The sequence below is a fragment of the Marinomonas sp. GJ51-14 genome, from assembly GCF_055808695.1.
Genome location: NZ_CM147879.1, coordinates 216,775 through 242,278 on the forward strand (window position 1 = coordinate 216,775; position 25,504 = coordinate 242,278).

General features: G+C 40.7%; 22 protein-coding genes and 3 pseudogenes. 11 read left to right on the plus strand and 14 right to left on the minus strand.

The window, feature by feature from the left end; genetic code table 11:
* Positions 1 to 79 precede the first annotated feature (79 nt).
* Together AC0L3Y_RS01070 and sbmA are read left to right on the plus strand one after the other, a co-directional pair.
* Positions 80 to 1,263 (plus strand): annotated as a pseudogene (locus AC0L3Y_RS01070) (aspartate aminotransferase family protein).
* 244 nt (positions 1,264 to 1,507) lie between these two features.
* Positions 1,508 to 2,773, plus strand: coding sequence for a peptide antibiotic transporter SbmA (gene sbmA, locus AC0L3Y_RS01075; RefSeq protein ID WP_473467726.1), 1,266 nt, complete (start codon positions 1,508 to 1,510; stop codon positions 2,771 to 2,773).
* Positions 2,774 to 2,872: 99 nt separating this feature from the next.
* Here sbmA and AC0L3Y_RS01080 read toward each other — a convergent pair whose 3' ends face one another.
* From AC0L3Y_RS01080 to AC0L3Y_RS01090, 3 genes are all read right to left on the minus strand, one after another.
* Positions 2,873 to 3,082 carry a hypothetical protein gene (locus AC0L3Y_RS01080; protein WP_473467728.1) on the minus strand — a complete coding sequence of 70 codons (210 nt, stop codon included), beginning with the start codon at positions 3,080 to 3,082 and terminating at the stop codon, positions 2,873 to 2,875.
* Between the two features lie 202 nt (positions 3,083 to 3,284).
* A complete protein-coding gene (glnE, locus tag AC0L3Y_RS01085) occupies positions 3,285 to 6,218 on the minus strand; it encodes a bifunctional [glutamate--ammonia ligase]-adenylyl-L-tyrosine phosphorylase/[glutamate--ammonia-ligase] adenylyltransferase (protein ID WP_473467730.1) in 2,934 nt (977 codons plus the stop codon).
* Positions 6,219 to 6,263: 45 nt separating this feature from the next.
* Entirely contained in the window at positions 6,264 to 7,211 is a 948-nt protein-coding gene (locus AC0L3Y_RS01090; protein WP_473467731.1) for a CYTH domain-containing protein, read from the minus strand.
* Positions 7,212 to 7,388: 177 nt separating this feature from the next.
* Here AC0L3Y_RS01090 and argE point away from each other — a divergent pair, with 177 nt between their 5' ends.
* Together argE and argA are read left to right on the plus strand one after the other, a co-directional pair.
* Positions 7,389 to 8,549, plus strand: a complete 1,161-nt coding sequence (gene argE, locus AC0L3Y_RS01095; protein WP_473467733.1) for an acetylornithine deacetylase — start codon at positions 7,389 to 7,391, stop codon at positions 8,547 to 8,549.
* A gap of 15 nt (positions 8,550 to 8,564) precedes the next feature.
* The gene (argA, locus tag AC0L3Y_RS01100; protein WP_473467736.1) at positions 8,565 to 9,875 is read left to right on the plus strand and encodes an amino-acid N-acetyltransferase; all 1,311 of its coding nucleotides are present in this window, start codon (positions 8,565 to 8,567) and stop codon (positions 9,873 to 9,875) included.
* An 89-nt stretch (positions 9,876 to 9,964) separates the two neighbouring features.
* Here the strand turns inward: argA and AC0L3Y_RS01105 are convergent, their stop codons facing one another.
* The 7 genes and pseudogenes from AC0L3Y_RS01105 to rpoE all read right to left on the minus strand — a co-directional run bounded on the left by AC0L3Y_RS01105 (position 9,965) and on the right by rpoE (position 14,079).
* Positions 9,965 to 11,374, minus strand: coding sequence for a DegQ family serine endoprotease (locus AC0L3Y_RS01105; RefSeq protein WP_473467738.1), 1,410 nt, complete (start codon positions 11,372 to 11,374; stop codon positions 9,965 to 9,967).
* A 61-nt stretch (positions 11,375 to 11,435) separates the two neighbouring features.
* Positions 11,436 to 11,576, minus strand: coding sequence for a hypothetical protein (locus tag AC0L3Y_RS01110; protein ID WP_473467740.1), 141 nt, complete (start codon positions 11,574 to 11,576; stop codon positions 11,436 to 11,438).
* A gap of 2 nt (positions 11,577 to 11,578) precedes the next feature.
* The gene (locus tag AC0L3Y_RS01115) at positions 11,579 to 11,899 is read right to left on the minus strand and encodes a SoxR reducing system RseC family protein (RefSeq protein WP_473467741.1); all 321 of its coding nucleotides are present in this window, start codon (positions 11,897 to 11,899) and stop codon (positions 11,579 to 11,581) included.
* The gene (locus AC0L3Y_RS01120) at positions 11,892 to 12,317 is read right to left on the minus strand and encodes a MucB/RseB C-terminal domain-containing protein (protein WP_473470570.1); all 426 of its coding nucleotides are present in this window, start codon (positions 12,315 to 12,317) and stop codon (positions 11,892 to 11,894) included. Before AC0L3Y_RS01120 ends, AC0L3Y_RS01115 begins: the two co-directional genes overlap by 8 nt.
* Positions 12,309 to 12,862, minus strand: a pseudogene (locus AC0L3Y_RS01125) (sigma-E factor regulatory protein RseB domain-containing protein); the annotation flags it as partial. The gene AC0L3Y_RS01120 and the pseudogene AC0L3Y_RS01125, both read right to left, overlap by 9 nt.
* 3 nt (positions 12,863 to 12,865) lie before the next feature.
* On the minus strand, positions 12,866 to 13,489 hold the full coding sequence (locus tag AC0L3Y_RS01130; RefSeq protein WP_473467744.1) for a sigma-E factor negative regulatory protein: 624 nt from the start codon (positions 13,487 to 13,489) through the stop codon (positions 12,866 to 12,868).
* Positions 13,490 to 13,491: 2 nt separating this feature from the next.
* The gene (gene rpoE / locus AC0L3Y_RS01135) at positions 13,492 to 14,079 is read right to left on the minus strand and encodes an RNA polymerase sigma factor RpoE (protein WP_473467746.1); all 588 of its coding nucleotides are present in this window, start codon (positions 14,077 to 14,079) and stop codon (positions 13,492 to 13,494) included.
* 232 nt (positions 14,080 to 14,311) lie between these two features.
* On the opposite strand from rpoE, the gene nadB reads away from it, so the two are divergent.
* On the plus strand, positions 14,312 to 15,907 hold the full coding sequence (nadB, locus tag AC0L3Y_RS01140; protein ID WP_473467748.1) for an L-aspartate oxidase: 1,596 nt from the start codon (positions 14,312 to 14,314) through the stop codon (positions 15,905 to 15,907).
* A gap of 16 nt (positions 15,908 to 15,923) precedes the next feature.
* Here the strand turns inward: nadB and AC0L3Y_RS01145 are convergent, their stop codons facing one another.
* Entirely contained in the window at positions 15,924 to 16,241 is a 318-nt protein-coding gene (locus tag AC0L3Y_RS01145) for a hypothetical protein (protein WP_473467750.1), read from the minus strand.
* A gap of 106 nt (positions 16,242 to 16,347) precedes the next feature.
* Complete coding sequence (locus AC0L3Y_RS01150; RefSeq protein ID WP_473467752.1) at positions 16,348 to 16,623, minus strand: FAD assembly factor SdhE; 276 nt, start codon at positions 16,621 to 16,623, stop codon at positions 16,348 to 16,350.
* A 326-nt stretch (positions 16,624 to 16,949) separates the two neighbouring features.
* On the opposite strand from AC0L3Y_RS01150, the gene AC0L3Y_RS01155 reads away from it, so the two are divergent.
* The 6 genes from AC0L3Y_RS01155 (at position 16,950) to AC0L3Y_RS01180 (ending at position 23,663) form a co-directional block, all read left to right on the plus strand.
* The gene (locus tag AC0L3Y_RS01155) at positions 16,950 to 18,269 is read left to right on the plus strand and encodes an ABC transporter substrate-binding protein (RefSeq protein WP_473467754.1); all 1,320 of its coding nucleotides are present in this window, start codon (positions 16,950 to 16,952) and stop codon (positions 18,267 to 18,269) included.
* Between the two features lie 99 nt (positions 18,270 to 18,368).
* The gene (locus tag AC0L3Y_RS01160; RefSeq protein WP_473467756.1) at positions 18,369 to 19,229 is read left to right on the plus strand and encodes a carbohydrate ABC transporter permease; all 861 of its coding nucleotides are present in this window, start codon (positions 18,369 to 18,371) and stop codon (positions 19,227 to 19,229) included.
* Positions 19,230 to 19,239: 10 nt separating this feature from the next.
* Positions 19,240 to 20,070, plus strand: a complete 831-nt coding sequence (locus AC0L3Y_RS01165; protein WP_473467759.1) for a carbohydrate ABC transporter permease — start codon at positions 19,240 to 19,242, stop codon at positions 20,068 to 20,070.
* 18 nt (positions 20,071 to 20,088) lie between these two features.
* Positions 20,089 to 21,183, plus strand: a complete 1,095-nt coding sequence (locus AC0L3Y_RS01170) for an ABC transporter ATP-binding protein (protein ID WP_473467764.1) — start codon at positions 20,089 to 20,091, stop codon at positions 21,181 to 21,183.
* A 1-nt stretch (position 21,184) separates the two neighbouring features.
* On the plus strand, positions 21,185 to 22,615 hold the full coding sequence (locus AC0L3Y_RS01175; protein WP_473467767.1) for a mannitol dehydrogenase family protein: 1,431 nt from the start codon (positions 21,185 to 21,187) through the stop codon (positions 22,613 to 22,615).
* 148 nt (positions 22,616 to 22,763) lie between these two features.
* Entirely contained in the window at positions 22,764 to 23,663 is a 900-nt protein-coding gene (locus AC0L3Y_RS01180) for an AraC family transcriptional regulator (RefSeq protein WP_473467769.1), read from the plus strand.
* 121 nt (positions 23,664 to 23,784) lie between these two features.
* Here the strand turns inward: AC0L3Y_RS01180 and AC0L3Y_RS01185 are convergent.
* Positions 23,785 to 24,318: pseudogene (locus AC0L3Y_RS01185) on the minus strand (xylulokinase); the annotation flags it as partial.
* Between the two features lie 45 nt (positions 24,319 to 24,363).
* Complete coding sequence (locus AC0L3Y_RS01190) at positions 24,364 to 25,263, minus strand: FGGY family carbohydrate kinase (protein WP_473467771.1); 900 nt, start codon at positions 25,261 to 25,263, stop codon at positions 24,364 to 24,366.
* Positions 25,264 to 25,504 lie beyond the last annotated feature (241 nt).

Consider the following 25,504-nt stretch of genomic DNA (forward strand, 5'->3'; position numbering starts at 1 on the left):
CCGTTACCTCGGCCACCCATTTTTTAAAGAGGATATACAAGTGACACTACAAGTAACGAGAGCAACCTTTGATGAAGTCATGGTTCCTAACTACGCACCTTCTGCAATTATTCCAGTGCGTGGCGAAGGCTCTCGCGTATGGGACAAAGAAGGTAAAGAATATATCGATTTTGCAGCCGGCATCGCGGTTACTGCATTAGGTCATTCCCATCCAACTCTAGTCAACGTCATGCGCGAGCAAGCTGGACAACTTTGGCATTTAGCCAACGTAATGACCAACGAGCCAGCATTACGATTGGCTAAAAAGTTAACGGAAAAAACATTTGCAGATCGTGTTTTTTTGCAAACAGTGGTGCAGAAGCAAATGAAGCAGCTTTTAAGCTGGCTCGTCGTTATGCATTTGATCACTTTGGTCCAGAAAAAAATGAGATCATTGCATTTAATAAATCCTTCCATGGCCGTACTTTGTTTACTGTTTCCGTAGGTGGACAAGCGAAATATAAAGAAGGATTTGAACCAACGCCAGGTGGCATTCAACACTGTGATTACAATGATATTGAGCAGTTAAAAGCCATCATTAGTGATAAAACCTGCGCTGTAGTTATGGAGCCAATTCAAGGTGAAGGCGGCGTCATTCCTGCAGATAAAGAGTTTGCAAAACAAGTACGTGAGTTGTGTAACCAATACAATGCCCTGCTTGTTTATGATGAAGTGCAATCAGGTGTTGGTCGTACTGGTACTTTGTATGCTTACGAGCAGTTAGGGGTTACCCCGGATGTACTTACTACAGCCAAAGCATTAGGTAATGGTTTTCCTGTCAGCGCGATGCTAGCAACAGAAAAAGCTGCAAAAAGCTTAGCATTTGGTACTCATGGTAGTACGTACGGTGGCAACCCAATGGCTTGTGCGATTGCCGAAGCTGTGATTGATATTATTGATACTCCTGAAGTTCTTTCTGGGGTAAAAGAGCGCCATGATATTTTCGTTGCAGGTTTAGAAGCCATCAATGCAAAACATCATGTATTTAAAGATATTCGTGGCATGGGTCTTTTAATTGGCGCAGAAGTGGTTGACTCTCTTGCTGGAAAAGCTGCCTCTTTCATCCCGGCGGCAGCAGAAGAAGGTTTATTTGTATTGGTGGCTGGACCTAATGTCTTACGTTTAGCTCCATCTTTAATCATTACAAAAGAAGAAATCTCTGAAGGTCTAGCTCGTCTAGAAAAAGCCATTGCTAAAGTGGTAGCAGACGCAAAAGCAGCTTAACCTTATAAAGTAAATTACAACAAAAAAAGATCCTCTAAAAATCGGGCCTAGGTCCGATTTTTTTGTGTTTTAATAATAGAAATACGTAAATCTTCTTAAGATTATCGTCTTTCTTGCAGATTCCTTAAAAGTTGTTTGATTGTGCTTATCTGATGACTGGTTTAAGCTCCTATCAAGCGCCATTATATATCCTTGAGTAAATCAATGGCTTATGTGTCATTCACCGATATAGAGAAACTAAACTGTGTTTCAATCTTTCTTTCCCAACCCTAAGCTCTTTTTTATAAGTTTTGCCCTCTGGGCAATTGCCTGCGTCCTTGGCTGGTATTTTGTCGTTCAAGATTTTGGCGCAACTTTAAGTTTAGGGTCATTGTTTGGTGTATATTTCCCTGATGCTCTGGCAGAAGGTGCAGACGCAGCAGCTCAAGCCGCCTTTGCTAGTACACAAAAAACAGCATTAGATATTTGGCTATATCAATATATGATTCTTTGCTATGCCTTGTTCGTTGGTGCGTGGGTTGCTTATGGCGGTCAAAAATGGGCTAAATGGTCTGTTCTTGGTTCTGCTTTAATTGTCTTTATCACCTGGTTCCAAGTACAAGTTAGCGTCATGCTTAATGAATGGTATGGCAGTTTTTATGACCTTATTCAAAAAGCACTGGCAAGCCCAAATAGCATAGAGCTTAAAGATTATTACGCTGAATTATCAACAGTAGCAGTCATCATCTTAGTAGCAATTACGGTATCTGTATTAAGCAATTTCTTTATAAGCCATTATGTTTTTCGTTGGCGTTCTGCTATGACGAGTTATTATTCGTCCAAATGGAATCAAGTACGTCACATCGAAGGTGCTTCACAACGTATTCAAGAAGACACTATGCGCTTTGCATCTATTGTTGAAGGGTTAGGCGTAAGCTTATTAAGATCCGTGATGACCTTGATTGCTTTCTTACCTATTTTGTGGGGTCTATCAGGCTACGTAAAAGAATTACCATTAATTGGTGAAGTTCCTCAAGCTTTAGTTTTTACTGCAATTATGTGGTCAATTTTCGGAACATTACTGCTTGCTTTAGCAGGTATTAAACTTCCAGGGTTAGAGTTTAAAAACCAACGTGTCGAAGCGGCCTATCGAAAAGAATTAGTATATGGTGAAGATCATATAGATAGAGCTGACCCAATGACGCTTAATGAACTTTTTGACAATGTCCGTAAAAACTATTTCCGTTTATACACACATTACTTATATTTCAACATTGTACGTTATGGCTATTTAAACGTAGGTCAGTTCGTTCCATTTATTGTATTAGCGCCATCTATTATTGCGGGAGCTTTTACGCTGGGTGTAATGCAACGAGTAATGAATGCGTTCAATCAGGTTGAAAATTCATTCCAATACTTAATTAACTCTTGGACTACTATTGTTGAGTTACTTTCTATCTACAAACGTCTAAAAGCGTTTGAATCAGCTATCACGAACCTTTCAACACAAGATGAAGTCATCAATAAATAACCCGATTTAGCTAACCTTACAAAGACTAAAAAGCCCCACAATGACCATTGTAGGGCTTTTAAAATCACGTTGATATTGGTAAACGCACTTAAAAAAGTATCAAACGTTGATATTAATATTCTGTCCAAGGTTATCTGTGGTAGCGTGTGAACCACTGCTAGCTGCTGGAGTAATACTTTCTACAGCTCGCGCTAATAGCTCAAGATCCTGCTGCCCTTCTTGCTGCTGAGCGGATTTTGCCAAGCTCGCCTTGTATACTTCGTTCGCATAGTCCATTCCAGGACTACTTAGACCGTTAACATCAGGCATTTATCCTCCTATAAATTCAAAATGATGGATAAGCTCAATTAAGTGATCAATAATACTTACTGATCAAAAATACATCAATAAAATATAGTATAACTGCGATTTGATTAATTTACGACCACCTTTTTGTAACATAAAGGAGTGACAGCGTAATCGTATTTACACAATCAAGATTGCTAACGCAGCCAATAAACAATAAAGTTTTTTAAATATTGTCGTTATTAACAAAAGATTCCCAATATTGACTCATCAAGTTTTGATTATTCACAAAAGTATCATCTTGAATCACCCTCCCTTGCTGCTGTAAATTTAATCTATGAGCTCGTGCTCGATATAATGTATAAGTCTCAATCATTTTTTCAGCTTTTTCTTTTTCTAATAAACCTACTAATGCAGCAGCCTCTAATTGACGCACATTGTCAGAAAAACGCATGAGTTCTGGATATTTATGAGACCAAGCTAGCACCAAATATTGAACCATAAATTCAATATCAATAATGCCACCAGCCCCCTGTTTCAAATCGAAGCCTTTCTCCTTACCACCAGTATCCAAATGAGTGCGCATTTTCTCACGCATTTTAATCACTTCAGCTTTCAATTCATCATGATCTCGAACGGAAGAAATAATCGTTTTACGGCAAGCTTCAAATTGAGCTAATAATGTAGACTCACCGGCTAAACCACGAGCACGAGTTAAGGCTTGATGCTCCCAAACCCAAGCTTCTTTTTGCTGATAATCTCGAAATGCATCTAATGTCGATACCAGTAATCCAGAATTACCGGAAGGTCGCAAACGCATGTCAACCTCATATAAACGTCCTGCTGCTGTAAAACTGGTAATCATATGAATTAGGCGCTGACCAAGGCGAGTATAAAAGGTCAGATTATCAATACTTCGATCACCATCCGTACTGCCAGTAGACTGCGCACCATGGATAAAAACTAAATCCAAGTCCGAGTCGTACCCCAGCTCCCAACCACCCGATTTTCCATAGCCAATAATAGCCAGCTGAGGTGTATAGGCAGCTTGGCCTTGACTGACCGGAAAGCCATGTTTTTTCGTTAAATAAAACCAAGACTGCTGTAACACCTGATCGAGTAGTACTTCAGCCAACCAAGTTAAGTGATCACTAACTCTCATGATAGGTAGTATCTCGGTGATATCACAAGCAGCAATACGCAGAAGAATGGAGCGTCTAAATCGACGCATAGCGTCCATTTGCGCCTCTTCATCTTCTTCAGGTAAACGCAGCAAAATCTGCTGCAGCTCCTCTTTCAGCATGATTTTGTCTGGTGGAGAAAACAACGTATTCGCATCTAACAATTCATCAAGTAAAGCAGGCGTCGTAGAAATCGCTTCGGTAAACCAAGCACTTTCTCGACATAAACGAATAAGGTGAGTCATCGCCGTTTGGTTTTCACACAAGAGAACCAAATACGCAGTACGACGTAACACAGCTTCCAATATAGGAAAGACACGCTCTAGTACTAAATCAGGGTTTCCCTCTTCACTTAGCTTCGACATAAATGCGGCTAAAAACACAGCCAATCTTTCGTGCCCAATCGGTTGCATAAATACCACTGTTCGAGAGCTAAGCAACTGAGTGATTCGTGTAACTACGGCCTTTTGGTCTTGCCACTTAATAGGCTCAATGGCATCAACTATGGCGTTTTCATCTTCTGGATGTTTGATTAGTAAACGCCACGTTTCTTGATCTTTAACCTCTTCACTGCTTTCTTCGCCATCATCAATAAGTGAAATAAAATGGCGATGGACATTCTTACGCACTTCCCATAAACGACTATTCAACTCATCCCAAGAAGTAAAACCAACTATTAGGGCAATACGCTGACGCGCACCATCATCTTCAGGTAAAAGCTGAGTTTGCTCGTCATTAACAGCTTGTAGTGCATGCTCTGTTCGTCTTAATAATAAATACGCATCTCGCAGCTCTTTCACCTCATCAAAAGAAAGGTAATCTTGCTGCGCAAGATAAGGAAGTACTTTGAGTAAGGCTGGTGTCTGTAGGCTTTGATTTCGACCGCCATGCAGTATTTGCAAAGCTTGAGCAATAAACTCAACTTCACGAATGCCTCCTTCACCAAGCTTGATATTATGCTCTATACCTTTACGACGAACTTCTTTGGCGATCATTTGTTTCAAATCACGCAGTGCGCCTATAGCGCCAAAATCAAGATATTTTCGGTAAACAAATGGTTTGCGTAAGGCTTCAAATTCGCAAATATCTAATTCACTACCAGACATCACTCGAGCCTTGATCATGGCATATCTTTCCCAATCTCGACCTTGATCTTGGTAATAGTTTTCTAAAGAATCCATGTTCAGAACAAGTGCGCCAGATTGACCAAAAGGACGCAAGCGCATGTCTACTCGAAACACAAAACCATCCGCGGTAACTTGATCCAAATGCTGAATCAGTTTTTGACCGAGTTTGGTAAAATATTCTTGATGGGAAAGACTTTTTTTACCGCCTTGAGTATCGCCGTGTTCACGGAACGCGAAAATTAAATCAATATCCGACGATAAGTTAAGTTCATTACCGCCTAATTTTCCCATGCCAATAACAATCATTGATTGCGGCACACCTTGGCAGTCTAATGCCTGCCCATATAGGTTAAGATAATGCTGTTCAGACCATTGTAAACTAGCGTTGACACAAGCATCTGCTAAACCGCTAAGACGACTCGTTAATTCCGTTAATGACATTTTTTGCTGAATATCTAAAGCGATTAAACGCACCATCCACCATTGACGATAGATACGAAGACGTTTAATGAAAGCGGCTTCATCAAGCTCTAGCAAAGCCTCTTGGGAGCAGCCTTCGGCGTCATTAGAAAAAAATGCTTCACCTGCAATCAATGCTTCTTGAGATGGTTTCTCGGGTAAGTGCTCTAATACAAGAAGGTCATCAAGCCAATGAGGAAAACGTACCAGTTGTTGATGTAAGTAATCACTTAAGATCCAAAGCGGTTCCAAAGTACCTATTTGTTCATCGCTTAGCTCAACTAAACTATGCCTTTCTCGGGCTTCTTGAATCTGCTCTAAAAGTAAGGAACGTGAACTAGATTGTTCACAAAAAGAGGCGTAACTTGGATTTAAATTAGGTGGCGTCAACATTCCTTCCTTATCTACAATTTTATTCTTATAAAGAACACGATTATATTATGCCGTTTGCTTATTCAACCATTGTCCAATATTTAACATAACTAAACCTGTTTGTTTCATGCCAGCTAACCTGTTTAGTATTAGTTCTTCACCTTCCATCAAACACTGATCAAAATCGTCATCTAGACTTTCTAGGGCTTGCACAAGGTCATTAGGCAGATAGTTTTTAAGTTGATACATAGAGTGCCGAATTGGCTGCATTAAAACTTCATCTCTCATAAAATTCATAGCTTCCCAATGCACTAGCCATACTTCATACCAATACGCAGCCAGCTCGGATTCATTTGATAAATTAATAGGTTCATCCGGTAGCTCTATTCGACCATATTTTAATCGAACGCCTTTCTGAGCTTTCGACACTACACTGACTTGTACTGGCACCTGTTCAGCCAATTGCAAAGCAAAATCATATAAGCCGGCTTCATCACCTTTTTTTAATTCCAGCTCCAATTCACAAATTGAATCTTCGCCGTAAGGTGATGTGACTAATCCTTTATCGCAAACCGCCTCAATTTTTGTGCCTTGTGACTCGACGTTCCAAACCTGTCTTTCAAAGTCTGTACGATAAACTTCAATCAATTCAGAACGCCATGACATATCCAGTAAAGGTTCAGGCAATGGAACATCTTCCAGTAATGACAAGTCCAGCTGATCATTAGGTAAAAACCATTCCCATTCTCCACGAGCATGCATACCAATCCGATTGCTACCTCGCGTTTTTACTGTTTGTATAAAGGCTCCATTCACCGCACGAATGCGTAATGCCACTCCACCCTGCATTAAACTGGACTCTTCTGTATCAAAATACGCATTCATCAAAGACAGCGTAGGCTGACGAGACTGGTTATCTATCTCAGACAAAGAACAAATTTCATCAAGAAAGTCACTGGCAGACTTGAGATATTCAGGATGAAGCATTAACTTAAGCTCTAGCTCGATCGCCATAATATGCAAACCTCTAAAACCTTTGCTGTTGAGCAAACAACAAAGAAAAAATATTGTTAGAGTAAGTGTACCAGATGCCTCCCTTACAGTAGTAATATTAGGCATGGCCTTTACTCAATATTACTTATGGGTAATGGAAAGATCTCTTAGTAACATTAGGATTCAAGGAGCATTCATATGCCCGCAATTCCGTCGCTCATTAATATGATGACGCAGCTGATCGCCTCCCCCTCTATTAGCTGTAGTCAGGCACACTGGGATCAATCCAACAAGGGTGTGATTCAATTACTTGAAAGTTGGTTAAGCTCTCAAGGCTTTCAATGTGAAATCATGCCTCTACCGGGCCAACCTAATAAATTCAACTTAATTGCGACTCTTGGTAGTGGTGACGGTGGCTTAGTACTTTCCGGGCATACTGATACTGTTCCCTATGATGAAGATCGCTGGAAGTCAGATCCATTTAGTCTAGAAGAAAGGGACCACAAGCTTTACGGTCTTGGCAGCTGTGATATGAAAGGCTTCTTTGCTATTGTCATTGATACCGTTCAACAAATGCAGCTTTCTAATGTAAAGCAGCCGCTTATTATTCTTGCCACCGCTGACGAAGAAAGCTCTATGTCCGGCGCCCGAGCTTTAGTGGAGCAAGGTTCCTTAAAAGCAAGATATGCTTTGATTGGCGAACCAACGTCATTGACGCCAATTTATGCTCACAAAGGCATCATGATGGAACGAATTAAAGTGACGGGGCAATCGGGACACTCTTCTAATCCAGTGTTAGGTAATAATGCAATGGATGCAATGCACTCCGTCATGTCAGAGCTCATGATCTTTCGTAAACAACTTAAGAGCCAGTACCGTGATGCTAATTTTGTTATTGATTACCCAACCATGAACTTTGGTTGCATCCATGGCGGTGACAACCCAAACCGAATTTGTGGACGATGTGAATTAGAGTTTGATTTAAGAGCTTTGCCCGGTATGAGCAACCAAGCCTTAATGGCAGAAATTGCTCAGTTGCTACCAAGTATTGAAGAAAAAACAGGAACAAAAATACAACTTAACAGCCTATTTCCTGATATTCCGTCTTTTTATACCCCTATCGAATCGGATATCATAAAAGCGTGTGAAACATTAACCAAACGCAAAGCTAGTACGGTAGCGTTTGCAACAGAAGGTCCTTTTCTAAACCAAATGGGAATGGAAACCTTAATATTGGGGCCAGGTTCAATTGACCAAGCCCACCAGCCAAATGAATTTATGGCGCTGGACCAAATTCAGCCTATGCAAGAGGTAATACGCGGTTTAATCAAGCGTTTTTGCCTTCAAATAACCGAATAGAAGACGAGGATCAGCGTGCCTGACGAACTCAATTATGTAGACTGGTTCCGCCATTCTTCACCCTATATAAATGCTCACAGGGGAAAAACCTTTGTTATCTTGATTCCCGGTGAGGCCATCGAATGCACTCACTTTTCAAGTATCATTCACGACCTTGCTTTGCTTGATTCGCTAGGCATTCGCTTAGTTTTAGTTCAAGGTGCACGCCCGCAAATTGGCCGTATTTTATCGAATCGACGTCTACCTAGTCGAGTAGAAGACGATTATCGCGTCACACCACAAGATCAGCTGCTAGATATTATTCAGGCATCTGCCGCTGTTCGAGTACAGCTTGAAGCACAACTTTCTATGGGACTTTCAAACACACCGATGGATGGTGCTCGCTTAAAAGTATGTAGCGGTAATTATGTCATCGCAAGACCATTAGGGGTTGTGGATGGCATTGATTACGGACATACAGGTGAAGTTCGTCGCATCGACTCAGAGGCTATTTTTCGTCTTCTTGAAGACGATAATATGGTTTTACTTCCTCACCTTGGCTTCTCTCCAACAGGCGAAGTTTTCAACCTTAAAAGTGAAGATGTTGCGCTCCAAGCTGCCATTCAGTTAAAAGCAGACAAGCTGGTTATCTATTCAGAAGAGGAAGGCGTATTTAAAAGCAATGGAGAACTTTATTCTGAGTTATTAACTAAAGATGCAGAAGTCATTTTAAAAGAGAAGCAACTCTCTAGTATCACACACGCCGCGTTAGACGCCTGTGTTCAAGCCGTTCGCCAAGGGGTACCAAGAGCACATTTGATTTCTTATAATGAAAACGGCGGTCTATTGAGAGAACTCTTCACCCGTGAAGGCTCTGGCACAATGATAGATGAAGACAGTTATGAGCAATTGCGCCCTGCTCACATCGATGATGTTGGCGGCATGATGGCACTATTAACGCCATTAGAAGAAAAAGGAGTCTTAGTCAGACGATCGCGGGAATTACTTGAAAACGAAGTCGACCGTTTTATCGTTATCGAAAGAGATGGCGCCATTGTCGCTTGTGCTGCGCTTTACCCTTTTGAACAAGAACACTCAGGCGAGCTTGCTTGCTTAGCCGTTTCACCGGACTATCGAGGCTCAAACCGTGGTGAACGATTATTGAAAGGCATAGAGCAAGCTGCAAAAGTATTAAACCTGTCCACTCTATTCTTGTTAACAACAAGAACGGCGCACTGGTTTATCGAACGCGGTTTTAGTGAAACAACACTGGATAGTTTACCAAGCAAGAAACAAGCTCTTTATAATTATCAACGTAATTCGAAAATTTTCTCTAAAGCACTTTAAGCCACTCTAAACTGCAATACGGTTTCAGCTTCAAAAAACATACAAAAAAGGCGATCCGATAGGACCGCCTTTTTATTTTCCAGTTATCTTTATTCCATAATTTTAAACGGAATAAACATCGGATAACCTTGTCTAATCACTCGCATCGGTACAGAACGACCACTCGGAATGTCTTTGGCAATGGAAGTAAAATCAGCAACACCTTGAATACGTTTACCGTTCAACATAGTAATCACATCGCCTTGCTGAAGGCCATTACGGGCAGCGGTTCCACCAATAATCTGCTCGATCACAACACCACTTTCAATGTCAAAACGTTTCGCCATTTCTTCTGGTATTTCACCCACTATCATGCCTAAACGGTTTTGATCTTGTTGAGCTTTAGCCAATACTTTAGGATCATTTGGTCTTGATTCTAGCAACACAGAAATTGTTTGTTCTTTTCCGTCGCGATAGACTTTCGACTCAACTTTTTCACCTGCTTTAAGCTGCCCAACAACATATGGCAATTCACCTGAATGCTCGATATCTTCACCGTTAAAGGCCATGATGATATCGCCTGATTTCAAACCTGCTTTTTCAGCAGGTGAGTCTGGTAACACACGACTAATTAACGCACCACTTGGACGATCTAAACCAAAGGATTCAGCAAGTTCGTTGTTTACATCCTGAATTAAAACACCTAGCCAAGCTCTAGATACTTTACCGTCTTGTTTCAGCTGATCCACAACAGACATGGCTACTTTAGACGGTATCGCAAAAGACACCCCCATAAATCCACCTGAACGAGTGTAGATTTGTGAGTTAATTCCCACAACCTCACCATCTAGGTTAAACAAAGGACCACCGGAGTTACCTGGGTTAATTGCTACATCTGTTTGAATAAACGGAACATAACTATCAGAAGGTAAATTCCGTCCTGTCGCACTGACAATACCCGCCGTCACTGTGTAGTCAAAACCAAATGGCGAACCAATTGCTAACACCCATTGCCCTGGTTTTAGTTTGTCTGATTCACCCATTTTAACAATTGGCAAATCTTCAGCATCAATTTTCAACAAAGCTAAATCTGTTCTAGGGTCTGTACCAACCAATGTTGCCACATACTCACGCCGGTCGCTTAAACGCACATGAATAACATCTGCTTCGGCAATAACGTGATTATTAGTTAATACATAACCATCATGAGAAATGATAAAACCAGACCCTAATGAGCTTCGTTGAGACCCTTGTTTTGGCTCTGATTGTCCAAAAGGTTGCTGACCAAAAAAGTGTTTAAAGAACTCATTAAGCTCTTCACTGTTCGGCCCTAATTGTCGACCACCATCACTGGAGGTCTTCGTGGTAATCGTTTGTTCCGTACTAATGTTTACAACAGCGGGATAGGCTTTATCCACTAACTCTGTAAAGTCAGGAAGTGCAGCCGCATGGGAAAGCATTGAAGCCATCATAAAAGTACTAATAGCAAGCATGCTCATTTGTTTAAGCAGTCTGTTCATTAATTGGTCTCCTTAAAACGTACCAAGTTGATTACAGTGCCAGGTGAAGATAATCAGAGGCCTAAGATGTAAATACCAGAGGTATTTGACTATCTTTAGCCTCAATTCTTAAAATTTTTGGGTAATAATCTAAGTTATTCATCTCTTGTTTAGACTTATTTCGCGCCAGTAATAAACCACCGGCAAAACCAATAATAGACATAATCACTGCGATACCAGATCCGCCCCCCATAATGAAGGAACAACAGCACCGCCAACCAAGCCCAGTAGTGGGACCAGGTACATCCACACCGAAGCTTGCAATAGAGTATCTTCAGGAATACCAACAACAACTTTCTGCCCAACTTCAACCGTTAAAGGGTCAATTGCTCGCATTCGCATACGATTAGCAGAAGAAACTTGTGCGATAGCATGATGACCACACCCATGACGAGCACGACAAGAAGTGCAACTGCTCGTACGTATTGTTTCTACGTCAGCAAAACCCTCTTCAATCGATAATACTCTTCCTGTTTCTTCAATCATTATCTAACCTTGGCATCAACACCGTCATCAATTTTTCTATAGTAATCTTTGGCACTTCACCTACCATAGTTAGTAAGTAGTATTGACCATCTACTTTAAAACTACGCTCTCCTGCGGTGGTTGCCCCCATACTTAACATAGACATAGCTTGAGCCTGTAAGGTCGGCTCGACAAAAACAGATACGGTTGCCATTCCATCCGATAACAACAGCATACTGGTGCCATGATTCAAGGAACGAGCTTCCGGCCAAACAAGAGAGAAACCTTCAGGTAACCAGTCAAATTGCCACAAATTTTTAATTCGTCTTGGTTGAGATTCAACAAGAGGCTCTAAATAACTCCCTTTTTTGGGGACAAAATCATCGTGTTTCAAGTCAGGAGAGAAATTAACAGAGGTAAATTGAATACGCTCAAGCAACTTCCCATCCGTTTGAATCATGTCATGTTTCAACAAAAAGTGATTTTTTTATCTAACCAAAATTCATGTCCATAACGATAAACATCTTTTGGAATAAGTCTTATCACCGTTGCGTCACGTCCTGCGATACGACTTCCGTGTGAATCAACCTGCATTTCATACCCCTTCATCAAGCGATCGCTTTCAACCTCTTTGAATCGCTTAAAAGGTGGTTTCAATGGCGCTTGCATATTGGCCACTAACTCATTGGGATAAACGCAAATAATTTTATCGTCTATACGCAACACTTCAATTTTATCGCCGTCCAAATCCACCAGGCTTTCATACTCAATACCACCCATTGAATCACGACGAACTCGCATGCTGTTCATATGCATTGATTCAGAATGAACAAACACGCCGTCATAACTTAAAGTAGAAAATGATTGAGTCATATTACGCAGTAATTGCAGTGCTTCTGACGTAGAGCTACTTGCTGCAGCGTTTCCAGCAATAACAAAACTTAATGCAACAACAAAAATGCGTAACGGTAAGAACAATGCCATAAACTACTCTTTCACTGGATAACTAACGACACGGGCCATAGGTATCATGCCTTGACCTACAGTCATTGATGCTTGTTCAGCATGCTGACGTAGGTAATTTTGCAATCGAATATTATCTACCTGCAGCCCATCTTTATTTAATTCTGCTAATGATGTAACCGTATTGTTTTTAACGAAAGGCTGAATTTCTGCAGTTAAATTAAGCTTTTCAGTGTCTGATGTTAATAATTCGCCACCACCGAAAATCACAATAAAAGTAACACTCGCAGCGACAGCTACACTGGAAAACATTACTTTCCAAGCAGATTTAGATGCCTTCACATTCGCTTTTTCAGACTGTAAAGCAAAAGGAATAAGCTTCTTATCAGCCTCAGAATTTTCAGCAACTAGATCTTCCGCGTCAATTTGTGCACGGATACTCAAGAGCAAACTGTCTTCAAGCCCTACCGCTACTTTTGAATCTTTATGTAGTGTTTGCTGTATTAAGTGAAAGCTTTCTAACTGACGACTAAGCTCGCCACTATCCGCGTTTAATAAACATTCCACATCTTTATCAGTCGCTTCGCCATCAAACATCGCGGATAAACTAGAACGTTTATCTAGGGGATGATCGTTTAAAGCAGCCATGATTACTCTCCTGCATCCATTAACGGATGTATTTGCTTTTCTATCGCTTCTCGAGCTCGAAAAATTCGCGACCTAACTGTCCCAACAGGACAGTCCATAATTAAAGAAATATCTTCGTAACTTAAGCCATCAAATTCACGTAAAGTTAATGCACTTCGTAACTCTTCAGGCAAACTCTTGATTGCCTGATTAATCGCCTCTTCAAGCCGGTCACTGTTTAACTTTGCTTCAGGTGTTGCAATGTCAGTCAAAGACTCATACAGGCTAAAAACATCTTCATTATCAAGTTCAACATCAGACTCTGGTGGCCGGCGTGAACGACTAACTAAGTAATTTTTGGCTGTATTAACAGCAATACGATAGAGCCAGGTATAAAAAGCACTTTCTCCACGAAAGCTACCTATCGCACGATATGCTTTGATAAAACTTTCTTGCGCCACATCTAACGCTTCACTTCTATCTTGAACATAACGCCCAATTAATCCGATGACCTTATACTGATATTTGACGACCAACAGATCAAAAGCCCGTTTGTCACCCTGCTGCACTTTTTCAACTAACGCCTGATCAGAAGACGTTTCGGGTTGCATAGGCACCTCATACTAAAACCTTAATTATCTGTGCCCTTGTTTCTTACAAGAGAAGACAACAATCAACCTGGCGAGTTCCCACACCATGCTACCAAATCATTAATTTAGAGAAATTATGCCTTATTCTAAGAAGAAATACGGCGAATATTCGAAATACTCCACCATAAAGTATTCACTATTTATCAACAACAATAGTAACATTCATCCTTCAGTCACTAATTAGATCAATACAATGAGTCGACATTATCAACACGACATCGTCATTATTGGCGCTGGAGCAGCAGGTTTAACGCTTGCTCTTGAGCTAGCAAATCATCATCGCGTGGCAATTCTAACGAAAGCCGACATACGTGAAGGCTCCACTTTATATGCTCAAGGCGGTGTGGCGGCGGTACTATCAGATAAAGACACCATTGACTCTCATATTAACGACACCATAGATGCAGGTGTAGAACTTGGCGACCCTGAAGCTATTCGTTTTACAGTAGAGCACTCTAAAGAAAGCATTGATTGGCTTATTTCTGAAGGCGTACCTTTTACCCGTTATGGCGAAAGTGAAGAGTACCACTTAACAAAAGAAGGTGGACATAGTCATAGACGCATTATTCACAGTGCTGACGCTACAGGATTGGCAATTTCAAAAACACTTATCAAAAATGCAACAAATCACCCTAACATCGAATTTTTCCCAGATCGTGTTGCCATAGACATAGTGACAACGAAAAAACTTGGTCTCGACGGACCGAATCGTGCCGTTGGCGTTTATGCACTTAACTTAGACGATGACGTCATAGAAGTATTCCATGGCGGCTTTGTGTCTTTAGCTTGCGGTGGCAGCAGCAAGGTTTACCTGTATACGAGCAACCCTGATACAGCATCTGGTGACGGTATTGCTATGGCTTGGCGAGCAGGTTGTCGAGTTGCCAATATGGAATTCAATCAGTTCCACCCCACCTGTTTGTACGACGCAAAAGCTAAAACCTTCTTAATCTCTGAAGCAGTTCGCGGAGAAGGCGGCAAACTGTTGTTACCTGATGGTTCTCAATTCATGTCTAAGTTCGATAAACGTGCCGAATTAGCACCTCGTGATATTGTCGCTAGAGCTATTGACCATGAAATGAAGAGATTGGGTATACATCATGTGCTCTTAGACATTTCCCATAAAGACGAAGGTTTCATCAAAGAACACTTTCCAACCATCTATAAACGCTGTTTAGAATATGGTCACGACATGACGAAGGGACCAATCCCTGTCGTACCAGCTGCTCATTACACTTGTGGTGGTGTTGTGGTAAACCAACATAGTGCAACAGACATTGAAAACCTTTATGCCATTGGTGAAACCGCTTATACAGGATTGCATGGAGCTAATCGTCTTGCGAGCAACTCTTTATTAGAGTGTATTGTATTCGCTCGTTCAGCAGCTCGGGATATATTAGAAAAACACCAAGATGTAAGCCGAGTTAACATTCCTGATTGGGATGAAAGTAAGGTAACTAACTCTGATGAGGATGTTGTTATTACACACAACTGGCAAGAACTAAGACGTTTCATGTGGGATTATGTTGGTATTGTCAGGACAGATAAGCGACTTTTACGAGCGAAGCACAGAGTAGATTTATTACTTTCCGAAATTCAAGAGTTCTACACCAACTACAAAGTGTCTAATGATTTGCTCGAATTACGTAATCTTGCCATGGTCGCGGATTTAATTATACGCTCGGCCATGTCTAGAAAAGAGAGTCGTGGATTGCATTTTACGTTGGATTATCCAGAAAAACAGAAAAACAGTACACCAACGATATTAACGCCAGAAAGAACAGAATAACGATCTAACACCCTAATCAATTATAACGTTTCTTGGCTGCTTCACTACGGTGTAACAAAATTTGTTGCGCTGCAAAAGAACGTAACATCTGATAATCATCACAGCTAACACTGTCTCGATAAACCACTTGATACGCAGGCCATATCAAATCTAATAGCTTGTTCTCTCGATGCACCTTAGCAATCAATTGAATACTATTTACCCGAACAAATTTTAACCCTATATAACGTTCCTTTTTAAATAAAAAAGCACCTTGATTATCAATACTAATTTTTAGCTTAGCATCTTGATATATAACACGAAAAAGCAAAAATACGCCGATAAGTCCCATCATAGAGAGAATGGATGCTCGCCAAACCACGGGCATCCAATAAAGCTGGAGTAAACCTGCACATAGCACAGCAACAATCCACCATAAAAAAACACCAATTAAAGAGCCTTTAAGCTCGACGATTTTCTGGCTGTACACGATTTACAATGATATCAACAATTCGCGCAAGGTCTGGATCTTGTGGTACTTCTGTTTGCATAAACCAAAGAAAAAGATCCTGATCTTCACTTTCAATTAACTTATAAAAACGGGCTTTATCCTCTTCATCTAAGGTTAAAAAAACCTCATCTAGAAATGGCTCTAAAAGAAGATCCAACTCCAGCATGCCACGACGACAGTGCCACTTTAAACGCTTAAAACTTAATGATTCTGCTGTTTCACTCATGAAATCACCCTTTAGATAGAATGTTTTTATTATATCTAATTTATTAACAAAAAAACGAAAACACTTACTATAGTTAACTGACCTCTATCAGACAAATCCTTACTATACAAAGAGATAAGCCCTAAAAAACAGAGCCAAAAGAATATTATATTGACTCTATTTTAACCTTTAATCCATAAATGAAACAAAATAGTACAGATATTGGCAATTTATGTATTAACAGGTCAATTATAAGATGACCTATATTAAGATCCACTTGATGATCCATTATCAAGCATTAGGTCTAATTATATAAAAACAAAGAAACTCCAAACTGGGGAAAACCTATGAAAAACCTTACCAAAACAACGCTCGCTTGTGCAGTATCTATCAGTGCTGCAATGTCAGCTGCCAGCGCTCTCGCAGAAACTCAAATCACTGTGGCTACCGTAAACAACGGTCACATGATCGAAATGCAAAAACTTACTCCGGAGTTTGAAAAAGCTAACCCTGATATCAAAGTGAAATGGGTTACTTTGGAGGAAGGCATATTGCGTCAAAACGTTACTCAGGATATCGCCAACAAAAGTGGACTTTATGACGTAATGACAATTGGTATGTACGAAGCACCTATTTGGGGTGATCGTGGTTGGTTAACACCAATCGATGTAAGCGGTTCATATGACGCAAAAGACATCCTGCCATCTATTCGTCAAGGTTTATCTCATGAAGGAACTTTATACGGCGCCCCCTTCTACGGCGAAAGCTCAATGGTTATGTATAGAAAAGACCTAGTGAAAAATGCTGGCATGACAATAAGTGATCGTGATAGCTGGGAACACATTCGTGATGTTGCTGCAGCTGTACACAACCCAAGTGAAGGCGTTTACGGTATTTGTTTACGCGGTAAAGCTGGTTGGGGTGACAACATGGCACTTGTGACGACGATTGCTAACTCATTTGGCGCTCGTTGGTTCGATGAAGACTGGAAACCTCAATTGGAGTCAAAAGAATGGAAGCAAGCGGTTACCTTCTATGTTGACCTCTTGAACAAATATGGTCCTCCAGGCTCAAGCAGCAACAGCTTCAACGAAAGTTTAGCGTTATTCAATGAAGGCAAATGTGGTATGTGGATTGATGCAACAATCGCTGCGTCCTTCGTAACAGACCCATCTCAAAGTAAAGTGGCTGACCAAGTAGGTTTCGCACAATCTCCTATCAGCGTAACAGATAAAGGCGCTAACTGGCTTTGGTCTTGGTCTCTAGCAATTCCCGCTGCGACTAAAAAAGCCGAAGCAGCACAAACCTTTGTTCGTTGGGCTACATCTAAAGAGTATATCCAACTAGTGGGTAAAACAAATGGTTGGGCTGCCGTACCAACAGGTACACGCGCTAGCACTTATGCTAATCCTAAGTTCCAAAAAGCCGCTGTGTTTGCAGAAGCAGAATTGAAAGCCATCAATTCAGCTGATCCAACTGACAGCACGTTGAAACCATCTCCTTATGTTGGTGTTCAATTCGCTGCCATTCCTGAGTTCCAAGCAATTGGTACTACTGCAGGACAAATGGTTTCAGGTGCTCTATCTGGTTCTATGACAGTAGAACAAGCCCTGAAATCTGCAAATACTTCAGCAGATCGTCAAATGCGTCAAGCTGGTTACTACTAACCGGCATTGATAAGGGAATAGGGCCAAAGCCCTATTCCCACTTTGACTTATCCTACCTTTTTAGGCAAACACTCCCGCTCATAATAAGAGAAACACACCATGAAGCGCTCAATCACTCGCTTATTAATGGCGCCATCAGTCATCATGCTTTTGGTTTGGATGATTATTCCTCTATCCATGACCATTTACTTTTCTACAATACGTTTTAACTTATTGTATCCAGGTCAGAATAATTTCGTTGGCTTAATGAATTTTGAATTTTTCATTACTGACCCTGGCTTTATTCCTGCTGTGGCCAACACATTAATACTGCTACTCTCGGTCTTAATCATCACCGTTGTTTTAGGTGTCATATTATCTGCGTTGATTGATAAACCTTTCTTCGGTCAAGGTATTGTTCGCGTATTGCTTATATCACCTTTCTTTATTATGCCAACGGTCAATGCTTTGATCTGGAAAAACATGATGATGAATCCAGTTTACGGCATCTTTGCTTGGATATCACAGTCCCTGGGCTTTGAACCCATTGATTGGCTATCTTCTTATCCTCTGGTGTCCATTATCATCATGGTCAGTTGGCAATGGCTTCCTTTTGCGATTCTTGTATTTGTGACGGCATTGCAGTCTCAAGATACAGAACAAAAAGAAGCCGCACAGATGGATGGCGCGACTGGCTTGCATATTTTCCGTTATCTAACAATTCCTCATTTAGCACGTCCTATTGCGGTTGTTGTGATGATCGAAACCATATTCCTATTAGCTGTTTTTGCCGAAATTTTCGTTTCTACTGGCGGCGGTCCAGGCTATGACAGTACAAACTTGGCATACCTAATCTATAACCAGGCACTTCTCCAATATGATGTTGGTGTCGCTTCCGCTGGTGGTTTGTTTGCAGTATTGCTTGCAAATATCGTTGCCTTTTTCTTAATTCGTGCCGTTGGCAAAAACCTAACGGTCTGAGGTAAATACGATGACTCTTAATCAACAACGCAAATTCAAAACCTTTATAACAGGTCTGTTCGCATGGACCATTGCATTGGTGCTATTTTTCCCAATTTTCTGGATGTTTATCACATCCTTTAAAACGGAATTACAGGCGATTTCCGTACCGCCTTCGCTTTTCTTTGAGCCAACATTGGAAAACTTCCGAGTTGTTCAAGAACGAAGTGACTATATTCACCATGCATTAAACTCGGTAATTACTTCGTTTGGCTCGACACTAATTGCATTAATCATTGCGATTCCAGCAGCCTACTCAATGGCATTTTTTCCTAGTAAGCGCACCAAAGACATTTTGCTTTGGATGCTCTCAACTAAAATGCTGCCAGCAGTGGGTGTATTAGTACCGATTTACATCTTATGTCGTGATTATGGATTATTAGACTCACGTACTGCTTTGATCATCATTTTCACATTAATGAATTTGCCAATCATTGTCTGGATGCTGTTCTCTTACTTTAAAGATTTACCAAAAGAAATCTTAGAAGCCGCTCGAATGGATGGTGCAACACCTTGGGATGAAGTGGTTAAAGTTGTTCTTCCATTGTCTGTTGGTGCGATTTCTTCAACCGCTTTATTGTCTATCGTTCTTTGTTGGAACGAAGCGTTTTGGTCCCTTAACCTAACCGCATCGGAAGCCGCGCCGTTGACAGCCATGATTGCCTCATACTCAAGCCCTGAAGGCTTGTTCTGGGCAAAACTATCTGCCGCCTCAACACTAGCCTGTGCTCCAATCGTTATCTTTGGTTGGTTCTGTCAAAAACAATTAGTTCAAGGCCTTACATTCGGCGCCGTAAAATAATTATTAGGAAGTTTTCTTATGTCTTACTTAGCAATTACTGATTTACAAAAACATTATGATAGCTACCACGCTCTTCGCGGCATTAACTTAACGATTACCGAAGGTGAATTCGTTGTGTTTGTCGGGCCTTCTGGTTGTGGTAAATCAACACTTCTACGAACTATTGCTGGTCTTGAATCAAGCAGTGGTGGCAGTATCAACCTAGATGGTCGAGACATTACTGAACTGGCGTCTTCAAAGCGTGATTTGGCAATGGTATTCCAATCCTATGCCTTATATCCGCACATGACAGTAGCAGATAATCTTTCATTTGCCCTTCGTCTTGCCAAAATTCCAGATGCAGAGATTCAAGAAAAAGTACGTTCTGTTTCTGCATCATTACAGCTAGATCCATTACTAGATCGTAAGCCAAAAGAACTTTCCGGTGGTCAACGCCAACGTGTTGCCATTGGTCGAGCAATCGTCCGTCAACCTAAAGTTTTCTTGTTCGATGAGCCTTTATCTAACCTTGATGCAGCACTTCGTGTTCAGATGCGTTTGGAACTTGCTCGTCTTCATAAGAAACTTGGCACAACCATGATTTACGTTACGCATGACCAAGTTGAAGCAATGACACTAGCGGATCGAGTTGTTATATTGAACGCGGGTCAAATAGAACAAGTTGGCACGCCACTCGAACTGTACCGCAAACCAAACAGTCGCTTTGTTGCCGAGTTCATTGGTACGCCAAAAATGAACCTAATCCCAGCAAACAAAGCAACTCTTCAAGATAACAATCTAATAATTGATTTACTGGGTAATCAGATTAACTTCCCAGCAAACCGTCTTAAAGAACCATTGTCTGCCTCCACTATAGTTGGTATTCGCCCAGAGCACATGACGCTGGTTGAACAAGGTGGCGATATTCAAGGCCGTATTGAATTAGTTGAACATTTAGGCTCTGAAGCTTACGCGCATATTCAACTTAACAACGACCAAACGATCATAGTTAAAGCGCCGGCTCGTAGTGAATTAAAAGACGGTCAAGACGTTAGCATTCAAGTAGATGTTCAGGAAATCATTTTGTTTAACGAGAATGATCGTGTGATTTCTGTTATTCCTGAGGAAGCATAATATGGCAAACCACCTACAAGCTTCCAAAAACATGGATCAACTTTCTGCTCAAGAATATCAGAAAGAAAGCATCCGAGCTGGAGTCGTCCATTTAGGCGTCGGTGCATTCCATCGTGCTCATCAAGCTGTGTATTTTGATCGACTACTAGCAAATAAAAGTGAGCAGAATTGGGGAATCATCGGCGTTAATATTCGACCACAAGACAGCCAGACATTCTCTCGTTTCGTTGAGCAAAATGGTGAATATGTTTTAAAAACCATGGCTGCAGATGGCGCAACAAATTACGAACATATTCGTTCAATTGTTAAACAAATTGACGGTGCGCAAGCGCCTGATGATGTTGACTCGGCACTTGCTGATGCCAACATCCAGCTTGTTACATCAACGGTGACCGAAGGTGGCTATTATCTTGATGAAAACCGCAAATTGATGCTTGATCATCCGGCTATCAAAGCGGACATAGAAGGTGCGAGAAACACACTTTATGCATTCTTATACGCTGGTTTAAAAAAGCGTAGCGAAACATCAAAAGCAAAAATTACGCTTTTATGCTGTGACAACCTTCGCCATAACGGTGAATTGCTAGAAGCAGGCTTAATGCAGTTTCTAGAAGCAAAGAAAGACATTAAATTGGCTAACTGGGTCAAGCAAAACACCTCTTTCCCTTGTTCTATGGTAGACCGTATTACACCAAAGCCAAGCCAACAGCATGTGGATGATGTTCAGTCTCGTTTTGGTGTTGATGACCAAATGACTGTTATGGGTGAAGATTTTATTCAGTGGGTTGTCGAAGACAATTTCGCTGGTAAGAAACCGTCACTTGATCTCGTTGGTGTTCAGTTTGTTAACGATGTCGTACCTTTTGAGGAAGCCAAGATTCGTATTTTGAATGCGGGTCATACTTGTGTTACTTATCAAGCTGCACTAAAAGGCCTGACTTATTTTGATGAAGCAATGCGTGATGATGAATTACACCAGTACTTCAAAGACTTCATTCAGCAGGATTCAATTCCTGCTATTGGAGATTCTGTAGTTGATTTACCTGCCTACTTAGAGATTATTGCGAAACGCTTTAGCAACGCTAATATTGGCGACACAGTTGAACGAATTTGCAGCGATGGTTACGCAAAATTTCCGATCTTTGTTTTTCCAACTCTGGAAGGTACCTATCGTAAAGGACGGACTCCAAGCAAAACCATTCAGGGTATTGCCAGTTGGTTCACTTTTATTCAGTTGACGAATCAAGGTAAACTAAAAACTCAGTATCATGAGCCAAGTAAAATCGAAGTGTCTGCTTTCAGTAATGATGAAAAAGGTATTCATACCTTTGTAACAGACAGTTTTTTATGGGGAAGCGTTCCTACCGAGTTCCCTGAATTCGTTACACAACTCACCCAAGCCATTCATACTAGTATGGAAAAATACGCTTAGGTAGTTGCAATAAGCCCAAGAAATATATTGTGACTTCGCATTTATTTCTTGGGCTTATTTTTCTAAATTATAAGAAAATAAGCGACAAGGTAAAAATAGGCAATGAAACAATGCCTATACTTTTTATCTACTAATGCGAGAAAGTACTATGACCAATACAGCTAAACGCTTGACCCCAGAATATGAACTTGTCGATGATAATGAAACCATTCGATATCAAGAACATGGTTATCCATGTGAATTGATCCGTTGGCATGCACATGATGACTATGAACTTCATTTTATTGTCGCAACATCAGGCAAGGTATTCGTAGGCGATTTTATTGGCAACTATTCTCCTGGCCAACTTATTTTAACGGGACCGAGGCTCCCTCATAATTGGATATGCCAAAATGATCAAGAAGGTGTTGAAGTAAGAGACATGCTCATCCGTTTTGATCACGAGTCTTTTTCCAACGGTATGAAAATCATTCCAGAACTGGCAGAAATACTACCAATGCTTGCAAAAGCAAAATCAGGTATTGAATTCTTTGATTTTGACCAAGAATATTTAATCGAAATATTCCAAAAAATAAGAGACTCTAGTGGCCTATCAAGATTAATCGTTGCACTTCCATTACTTCAAAAATTGGCAAAAACATCCGATTATCGTTTACTCTCAACCGTTCAAATTGATTTAAAATCTAACGAAACTCTACAACGAAAAATAAACACAGTTGTTGATTATGTCACTCAAAATTATAATCAAGACATTACACTTTCCAGTGTGGCAGGTTTGATTGGAATGTCAGACAGTCATTTTTCACGTTTTTTCAAAAAGGCCACTGGTAATCGCTTTATTGAGTTTGTTAATCGTGTTCGAATTAGTCGTGCTTGTAATCTTCTAACGGAAACAGATCAACAAATCGCGACTATTTGTTTTCAAGTTGGTTTTAATAATGTCGCTAATTTCAATCGTAGATTCCATGAACTAAAAGGTGTAACACCAAGAGATTTTCGCTCGCAAAGCAGTATTCATATTCAAGGTACTATGCAACCCCATCACTAAGTAATGTTGCTGAAAGTAAATAGAGGCGGCCAAACTTAATAGATAATTCACAAAAAATGCCACTAACAATTATATTGCTAGCGGCATTTTCTATTTTCATAGCAGTAGATTGAAAACAGAATCAAGATAAATTAGACAATGCCTCATTTAAAGATTGTGTCGCTCTATAAAGAGACTGATAAACTTCATACTTACGTTGATAATAAGATTTCATTTTTTCATCAGGGTCATGTGAAGCTAACACATCCGGCATGGTGCAATACTCAGTTATCAATGTTCCCCCCTGACTCAGCTTATCACCTAATAAAGCTAAACGTGCAGCACCTAGACCAGGGCCGATATCCCCACCATCACGATAAATCAGGCTTTTATCTAGCACGTTAGCTATTATTTGACGCCACATAGCCGAACGCGCACCTCCACCAATTAAAGAAAGCTCCTCCACATCACTACCAGCGGTTGCTAATGCGTTTTGACAATCTAATAGAGAAAAGGCAACCCCCTCCAATACAGCTAATGTCATGGCATTAAGATCTGTGACATTGGTTAAACCAACAAATTGTCCGTTCGCTAAAGGGTTATTGTGTGGCGTGCGTTCACCATTAAGGTAAGGTAAGAACAAAACGTTAGTCCGCTGGAGCTCGGACTCTTCTAATGCATCTAATAATTCAGGGACAGTTTTATCAACTAACTTTGCAAATCAAGCTAAAGAGTTCCCTCCACTTAAAGTAACTCCCATTTGGTGCCAACGACTAGGTAAAGCATGGCAAAATGCATGCACTGTATTTTCAGAGTTGGTTTTGTGGGATTCGCTTACCGTGAAATAAACACCTGATGTTCCTAGTGACACGAACCCTTGCCCAGCATTTGTTACCCCCATACCTACGGCTCCTGCAGCATTGTCACCACCACCAGCCACAACAGGTAACTCAGAAAGGTTAAGTGCTTGCGCAGATTCTTCTGAAAGAACGCCAACAAGATCACAGCCTTCATGCACTTTAGGCATGTTCGCTTGCGTTAAGCCTGTTGCAGCCAATAACACATCATCCCATTGCCGAGTCTCTGGATTCAACCATAATGTTCCAGCTGCGTCAGAGCAGTCAGACGACATAAAGCCAGTTAATCGATATACCAAATAATCTTTAGGTAACAACACAAATGCGAGCTTTTCAAAAACCTCAGGTTCGTTTTCTTTTATCCAACGAATTTTGGGGGCGGTAAAGCCTGGCATAACAAGGTTTCCAGATCTTGTTATAAATTCAGGGCATTCTTTCATTAAATTCTGGCACTGCTCTTGACTACGTCCATCGTTCCATAAGATACAAGGACGAAGCACGTTACCTTGAGCATCTAATAAAGTCGCGCCATGCATTTGCCCTGATAACCCTATCGCTTTTAATTTACTTAAATCTAAACGTTGATGCAGTTGTTGAATAACATCAATACAAGCTTGCCACCAAGCTAAGGGGTCTTGTTCTGACCAAGTGACATAAGGACTGTTTACACTTAAATAAACATATTCTTGTGCCAACACGCTGCCTTTGTCGTCGATAATGACGCCTTTTAACCCAGAAGTTCCTAAATCAAGACCTAAATACATTTCTTTACTCATTTAGTTGAAAATATGACATTCGTTTTTTGGCTGAGTATGGCATCCTATGCTTACATACAACTTAATTTAAATATTTGAAGTAATAGACAAAAAAATCAATGAAATTCCACTGTTTCGCCTTTTTTGTATTATTAACAAATAAAAATGGTTAGATATATGACTAAGAAGGTCATATTAAAACGCACAAGTATATTTTTATGCGTTTCCAATTTTTACAGATAAGTTTCTT